Annotated in this window: 7 protein-coding genes and 1 pseudogene; 7 read left to right on the top strand and 1 reads right to left on the bottom strand. The window is 73.9% G+C overall.

Annotation, left to right across the window (positions count from 1 at the left end):
* The first annotated feature begins 105 nt into the window (after positions 1 to 105).
* The 6 genes from F6X68_RS28650 to F6X68_RS28675 all read left to right on the top strand — a co-directional run bounded on the left by F6X68_RS28650 (position 106) and on the right by F6X68_RS28675 (position 4431).
* A complete protein-coding gene (locus F6X68_RS28650; protein ID WP_151457175.1) occupies positions 106 to 876 on the top strand; it encodes an ROK family protein in 771 nt (256 codons plus the stop codon).
* 97 nt (positions 877 to 973) lie between these two features.
* Positions 974 to 1342, top strand: a complete 369-nt coding sequence (locus F6X68_RS28655; RefSeq protein WP_151457176.1) for a M48 family metallopeptidase — start codon at positions 974 to 976, stop codon at positions 1340 to 1342.
* 222 nt (positions 1343 to 1564) lie between these two features.
* Positions 1565 to 1819 carry a Smr/MutS family protein gene (locus F6X68_RS28660; protein WP_007465523.1) on the top strand — a complete coding sequence of 85 codons (255 nt, stop codon included), beginning with the start codon at positions 1565 to 1567 and terminating at the stop codon, positions 1817 to 1819.
* Between the two features lie 93 nt (positions 1820 to 1912).
* A complete protein-coding gene (locus tag F6X68_RS28665) occupies positions 1913 to 3175 on the top strand; it encodes a sensor histidine kinase (RefSeq protein ID WP_151457177.1) in 1263 nt (420 codons plus the stop codon).
* A gap of 35 nt (positions 3176 to 3210) precedes the next feature.
* Positions 3211 to 3855 carry a response regulator transcription factor gene (locus F6X68_RS28670; protein WP_192581575.1) on the top strand — a complete coding sequence of 215 codons (645 nt, stop codon included), beginning with the start codon at positions 3211 to 3213 and terminating at the stop codon, positions 3853 to 3855.
* A gap of 108 nt (positions 3856 to 3963) precedes the next feature.
* A complete protein-coding gene (locus F6X68_RS28675) occupies positions 3964 to 4431 on the top strand; it encodes a hypothetical protein (RefSeq protein ID WP_151457179.1) in 468 nt (155 codons plus the stop codon).
* Positions 4432 to 4516: 85 nt separating this feature from the next.
* Here F6X68_RS28675 and F6X68_RS28680 read toward each other — a convergent pair whose 3' ends face one another.
* Positions 4517 to 6850 carry a M28 family peptidase gene (locus F6X68_RS28680; protein WP_225852481.1) on the bottom strand — a complete coding sequence of 778 codons (2334 nt, stop codon included), beginning with the start codon at positions 6848 to 6850 and terminating at the stop codon, positions 4517 to 4519.
* On the opposite strand from F6X68_RS28680, the pseudogene F6X68_RS34755 reads away from it, so the two are divergent.
* A pseudogene (locus F6X68_RS34755) lies at positions 6813 to 6954 on the top strand (aminotransferase class I/II-fold pyridoxal phosphate-dependent enzyme); the annotation flags it as partial. The gene F6X68_RS28680 and the pseudogene F6X68_RS34755 overlap by 38 nt on opposite strands.

Below are 6954 nucleotides of genomic sequence, written 5' to 3' on the forward strand. Positions count from 1 at the left end.
CAGCCCCTTGACGATCATCGTCGCGCTCATCAGTGCCCGACCCTATCCCGCCCCGATCACCCACCCTTGCTCCACGCCCCGGCACGCGCGCGGCACACTGCTCGGGTGGTGACCACACTGGCGATCGACTGTGGCGGCGGCGGGATCAAGGCATCCGTGCTGGACGAGGCGGGCACGATGCGCGCCCGGCCGCTGCGGGTGCCCACGCCGTACCCCCTGCCGCCGGCGCTCTTCGTGAAGACGCTGCTGGACCTCGCCGGCCGGCTGCCCACGGCGGACCGGCTCACCGTCGGCCTGCCGGGCATGATCCGGCACGGGGTGGTGGTCGCCACCCCGCACTACGTGACCCGCTCCGGCCCCCGGTCGAAGGTCGACCCGGGCCTGGTCGCCCAGTGGTCCGGGTACGACGCGCGGACCGCGCTCGCCGAGGCGTTCGGCGTGCCCGCGCTGGTGCTCAACGACGCCGAGGTGCACGGCGCCGGCGTGGTCGCCGGGACCGGCTGCGAGCTGGTGCTGACCCTCGGCACCGGGCTGGGCAGCGCGCTCTTCGACGGCGGGGTGCTCGCCCCGCACCTGGAGCTGTCCCACGCCCCGGTGCGCTGGAACACCACCTACGACACGTACGTCGGGGAGCCGGAGCGGCGCCGGCTCGGGGACGCGTTCTGGTCCCGTCGCATCCGCCAGGTCGTGGACGGGCTGCGTCCGGTGTTCCGCTGGGACCGGCTCTACCTGGGCGGCGGCAACTCCCGGCTGATCCGCCCCGAGCAGCTCGCCCGGATGGGCGACGACGTGGTGGTGGTGCCCAACACCGCCGGCATCGTCGGCGGCGTACGCGCCTGGGAGCTGGCCGCCGGCCGGCACGGCGCCCCCACCTGACCCCGGCCCGCGCGGTTCCCGGCCCCGGGAACAGTCGCGGTACGGCTGATGTTGTGCCAGCGTCGGGACAGTGGCGCGACACGAGGGGGTGGGTCGGATGGACCTTCTGGCCGAGTACCGGCGAGCGACCATGTTCTTCGAGGCCGGTGACCCGACCGGGGCTGCCCGGCTGCTCGAGCCGATCGTCGAGGCCGAGCCCGGCAACGCCTCGGTACGCCAGCTGCTCGCCCGCGCGTACTTCCACTCGGCCCAGCTCAACCGGGCCGAGGCGCAACTGCGGGAGCTGATCGACCGGGACCCCGCCGACCACTACGCCCACCACGTGCTGGGCCGCACGCTGGAGCGGCTCAACCGGCCCGCCGACGCGCTGCGGCACCTGCGCATCGCGGCGGCCATGCACAGCGGCAACGACGACTACCGCACCGCCCTGGACCGGGTGCAGACCCGGGTCGAGGGCACCCGCTGACGGTGGACGAGGGCGGGGCAGCTCGGTGGAGCTGCCCCGCCCTCGCGCTCGTCACGGGGACGCGCAACGCCGAGCGCCGATGGTGATCAGGACGCCATGGACGTCAGAGTCGTCGGATGACGTCCATGACGTCCATGGCGTCCTGATCAGCGGTCGGTGCGCCGGCGGCGTCGGGCGGCCTACCATCGGCGTCATGGGACGTGAGCTGGCGGCGGGTGTGCGGTGAAGCTGAAGCTGGACCTGCACGAGATCTTCAACAAGGGCCAGGACATCGACCGGGCCCTGCGCGGGATCATGGACGAGGCCGTGGCGAAGAAGGCCACCCTCGTCGAGATCATCCCCGGCAAGGGCTCCGGCCAGCTCAAGAAGCGGGTGCTGCGCTTCCTCGACCAGAAGGACGTCAAGCAGCTCTACCACCGGGTCGAGAAGGACTCGAAGAACTTCGGCCGCCTCTTCGTCCACTTCCGCTGGAAGTAGGAGCTTCCGCTTCCCCGACCCACCCGTGGGCGGAAAGTCGGGCTGCCGACGGACGTACACCGATGCTTGCGACCACGCGGCACCATCCTGATCATGGAACTTCTACGGTGGCCGCTCCGCGTCGCGACCGCGACGCTGCTGTGCGGACCGCTGCTGGCGCTGTACTGGACGGATCCCTGGGAGCTGGCCTGTCTCGCCGTCACCGGGGTCCTGCACGTCGAGGTGGGACTGCGGCTGTGGCGGGAGCGTCCCGCCAACCGCATCGGGCCGTTGCTGGTGGTCTGTGGCCTGGTGTGGCTGCTGGACGCCTGGGGTCGCGTCACCCTGCCCGCCCTGTTCACCGCCGGCATGATGCTGAGCATCGTGCACGACCCGATGCACCTGCACGCCGGTCTCATCGTGTCGTCGGGCCGACTGCGGGGGCGGTGGGAGCGGCTCGTCGCCGCGGCCGGCTACGCGTACTGGCCGGTGCTCGTCGCCGGGGCCATGGTGGCCGGGACACTGAGCACCGGTCATCTGCTGCACCTGCGGGCGTGGTCCTATCCGCTGGTCGGCGTGTTTCTCGCCGGGCTGTTCATCGTGCGGTACCGCCGGGCCGACCGCGCCGAACGGCATGTGTACGCCCCGTTCTGGGCCGCGTTGGCAGTGAACGGCCTGTGCACGGCGATGCTGAGCACTGTCGCCTACGGCTCCGGGCACTGGCCGACCACGCTCTACGCCCTCGGTGCGGCGCTGATCCCGGTCGGGGCCGCGCTCAGCATGCACCGCGCCGAGCGCCGCCACCTGCTCCGGGCTCGCGACCGGGAGCGCCGCAGGGTGGAGCGTGACGTGCACGACGGAGTGCAACAGCGGCTGCTCGCCGCCGCAATGATGCTGCGGCAGGACGATCCCGCCCTGGTCGCGCGCGGCGCGGCGGAGGTCGAGCAGGCGATCGCCGATCTGCGCGACCTCGTCCGGGGCATGAACCCGGCGGCCCTGGTGTGCCACGGCCTCTCCGGGGCGGTGGCTGCCATCGCCGAGCGCGCCGCGGTCCCCGTCCTGGTCGACGACCGGGTCAGCCACCTCACGTTGCCCGAACCGGTCGCGGTCGCCGCCTACTTCGTCACCATGGAGGCGGTCACGAACAGCCAGAAACACGCCCGGGCGGGCCGGGTGTCCGTCACGCTCGCCACCAGCGGCGGCCGGGTCGAGGTTACCGTCCACGACGACGGGATCGGCGGCGCGCTCGCGGTGCCGGGTGGCGGGCTGCACGGCCTGCGGGAGCGCGTCGAGTCGTGCGGCGGGACCTTGCGGGTGTCGAGCACCCGGGGGCGTGGCACGGCGGTACGCGCCGTCATGCCACTCGCGGCGTCATGACCCGGGCCGTACCGGTCGCCGCTCGGGACGGTGGTGTGCGGGCGGTTCTGGCCGACGACTCTGTACTGCTGCGCAGCGGCCTGGCGCTGTTGCTTCAGCAGCACGGCATCACGGTCGTGGCCGAGGTGGGCGACGGCGAGCAACTGCTGGCCGCTGTCGCCGAGCACCAGCCGGACATCGCGATCGTCGACATCCGCATGCCGCCCAGCTTCACCGTGGAGGGCGTCCGCGCCGCGCTGGCCGTACGCCGTCGTCACCCCGGCGTCGCCGTGCTCCTGCTGTCCCAGCACCTGGAGCACCGGGAGGCCCTGGCCCTGCTCCAGCAGCCCGGCGGCGGGGTCGGCTATCTGCTCAAGGACAGGATCACCGACGTCACCGGGTTCGTCCGCGACGTGCGCAGAGTCGCGGCGGCGGGCACGGCGATCGATCCGATCGTGGTCGACCGGCTGTTGCGCCGCCCGCGCGTGTCGGTCGGTGTCGGCGCGCTGTCACCGCGTGAGCGGGAGATCCTGGCCCGGATGGCGGCGGGTCGGGCCAACCGGGGCATCTCCGCCGAACTCCACCTCTCCGAGCGCACCGTGGAGACCCACGTACGCAGCATCTTCGCCAAGCTCGGCCTGGCCGACGAGCCGGACACCCACCGGCGGGTGCTCGCGGTGCTGACCTTCCTGGCGGACTGACCGGACTGACCCCTGGCCGACAGCAATTACGTGCTCGCACTGAGGTGCCCCGACGTCCAAGTTCCTAGTGTTGATCTCCGTAACGGCAACCATTTCGAGGGGGACCACATGAGGTTCAAGACGGTTTCGGCCCGGTTCGCGGTGGCGGCGGCCGTGGCGGGCAGCGCGCTGGTCGGTGTGACGCCGGCACAGGCGGCGGCCACCAGCACGATCGTCTGCGAGGAGACCAAGCAGGTCGAGGAGGCGTCGTACGACGTCAACTCCGGCTGCTGGCTACAGTACGGCGACCGGGTCCAGATCAGCGCCTACGGGTCGATCTGGTCCGGCGTGTGGCTCACCGGGCAGAACGGGCCGCAGGGCTGGACGAACATGGCCGGCGACTCGAAGTTCCCGATGACGAACGCCCGCGCCTTCTCGCTGCTGGCCAAGACCAACGGCAACTACCGGTACGCCGGGACCGGCACGACGTTCACCTACTACGGCTCCGGCAGCACGCTGTACCTGCGGATCAACGACGACGCGCCGGGCAACGGCAGCGGCGCCTTCACCGCCGAGGTCACGGTCACCCGCGGCTGAGCTGACGTCACGGCGACCCGCTGCTGACAGGTGCGGGGGGTGGCTCGGCGACCGACCGTTCTCCGAGCCACCCCCGCCGCCTGCCCTAGAGCGGATAGGTACGGGCCACGGCCAGCATCTCCGAGCTGTGCGAGCCCACGATCCCCACGTCCGGCGGGCGCGGGCGGAAGCCGGGCAGGGCGTCCAGGCCGTCGCTGGCGTCCATCGCGCGCAGCGCCACCTGCCCCGCCTTAGGCGTGACGGTCAGCGTCACCTCGATCCCCTCCGGCGGCGGGGCGTGGAAGACCAGGCCGAAGCCCCAGCGGCCCTCCCGGGCCTCCACGGGCACCGCGCGGCCGGCCACCTCCGCCCGCAGCACCGTCGCGGTCGCCGCGTCGACGTGCAGGGTGGTCAGGCGGACCTGGCGTTGCGGGACGAGCCGCAGGCGCAGGGTGCGCTCGGTGCCGGCGGTGGTATCGGCGAGCACCTCCAGCTTGGGGGCGGACAGGTTCGCCGGCTGCGCCGGGCCGGCGCGCAGCTCGGTGTCGCCCAGGCCGGGGAAGTCGGCGACCTCGGTCACCCCGTCGACGTAGCCGTCGGTCCAGGGCTGCGGGTCCTCCTCGTGGCTGAGCCAGCGGGCCTGCCCGGTGCCGGCGTCGAGGGCGTACATCAGGTGGGTGGGCGCGGGGTGCGCGGCGTCGAAGCGGTCGACGGCGAGCCCGACCCCGGCGAGGACCACGGCCGCCAGCGTGGTGGCGGCGGCCGGCAGCGCGCCGAGTCGGCGCGCGCGCACGGCCAGCAGTCCGCGCTGCCCGCCGGCCTGCGGGTGCAGCAGGTCGACCACCGGCAGCGCGGCGAGGCCGAGCAGCACCGCGACCAGCGCCGCGACCCCGCCCATGGCCATGCCGAGCGCCGGGAAGAGCAGGACGACGGTGGGCAGCAGGATCACCACGGCCACCGCGGCGGCCAGGGTCGTCGCGACCACCGGCCACGGACCGTCGATGCGCACGCTCAGCGCGACCAGCCCGGCCACCGCGCCGGCCAGGGCCGGGAGGGTGACCAGGTACGCGCCGCCGGGCACCAGCACGGCGAGCAGCACCCCGAGCACGGCCAGCCAGCCCAGCCCGCCGACGGCGAGCGCGGCCGGGCCGACCCGGCGGCGGGTCAGCGCGTACCAGGTGAACAGGACGGCGGCGGCGAGCGCCACCACGGCCAGCCGGTACCAGGTCGGCCGGTACGGGTCGAGCAGCTCGGCGTAGCCGGGCCGCAGCGCGGTGATCGCCGCCCAGAGCAGCTGCGCGGCGAGCGGGGCGAGCACGAGCGGCAGCAGCGCCAGCCCGAACCCGGCGGCGAGCCGGCCCCCGGTGGTGCGGCCCCGCCGCAGGGCGAGCCAGCCGAGGGCCGCCACGGCGGCGAGCGCGAGCAGCGCCAACGGCAGGACCAGCCAGCCGGGGTAGCGGACCAGCCCGCCAGGGACGGGGAAGTAGGTGGCGTCGTGCCCGGAGTCCAGCGCCCTCAGGTCGACCCGGCCGAACTCACGGGCGAGGCCGAGGGCATTGTCGCCGTGGTGCTGGAGGCTGGACCGGTCCATGGCGGCGGGAGTGTCCAGCGGAGTGTGGTAGATCGCCCCGCCGTCGATGTACGCCGAGTTCAGCCCGACGAAGTCGTTGTCGAGGAACGCGGTGAAGTCGGTGTCGTTGGGCAGCGCGCGGTAGATCTCCACGGCGAACGAGGTGCCCACGGGGTGCGGCGCGGCCCGGCCGAAGGCGTCCACCAGGGCGGCGTTGTCCCGCGACGTCTCGAACATGATCACCGGGCCGGTCGAGCCGCGCGCCTCCAGGTTGAGCACGACGCCGCCGCCGGCGGCCAGCGGGTGGCTGGACGCGAACGCCGCCGCCCCGCACAGGCACGCCTCCTCGGCGTCGGTGAGCACGAAGACGATGTCGTTGCGTGGCCGGGGACCGGCGGCCAGGGCGCGGGCCACCTCCAGGATGGCCGAGGTGCCGGCGGCGTCGTCGTTGCCGCCCGGCCCGGACTGCACCGAGTCGTAGTGCGAGACGAGGAAGACCTTGCCGGTGGGGTCGGTGCCAGGCAGCCGGGCCACCACGTTGCGGACCCGGGCCAGGGTGGCCCCGCCGGCCGCCCCGCTGAGCTGGCCGGCCTCGGGCGCGACGGTGTCCTGCACCTCGGTCTCCAGGCCGAGGCCGCGCAGCACCCCCTCGACGTGCGCGCGGACCTGGTCGTTGGCGGGGCTGCCCGCCACGTGCGTCCGCGCGGCGACGACTTCGACGTGCTCGTACGCCCGGGCGGCGCTGAACTCGCCCGGCGGCGCGTCGGCCGGGCGCGGCGCGGGGGTGCGCAGGTCGAGCAGGGTGCCGGCGCCGACGGCGACGAGCGCGGCGAGCGCCGCCGCGGCGGCGACCAGCGTGCGGGTGCCCAACGACGCCGCACACGGGCACGACCTGGCGGCGATGGCGGCGGCGGTGACCGACCGGACCCGGCTGATCGTGGTCTGCAACCCGAACAACCCCACCGGGACGTCGG

This window comes from Micromonospora sp. AMSO12t, assembly GCF_008806585.1.
In the GTDB taxonomy this organism is placed as follows: domain Bacteria; phylum Actinomycetota; class Actinomycetes; order Mycobacteriales; family Micromonosporaceae; genus Micromonospora; species Micromonospora reichwaldensis.

Bases quoted from the DNA above. Each gene is read 5' to 3' on its own strand.
- F6X68_RS28655 (WP_151457176.1), top strand. From the start codon at position 974: ATGGACCTTCTGGCCGAGTACCGGCGAGCGACCATGTTCTTCGAGGCC.
- F6X68_RS28665 (WP_151457177.1), top strand. From the start codon at position 1,913: ATGGAACTTCTACGGTGGCCGCTCCGCGTCGCGACCGCGACGCTGCTG.
- F6X68_RS28675 (WP_151457179.1), top strand. From the start codon at position 3,964: ATGAGGTTCAAGACGGTTTCGGCCCGGTTCGCGGTGGCGGCGGCCGTG.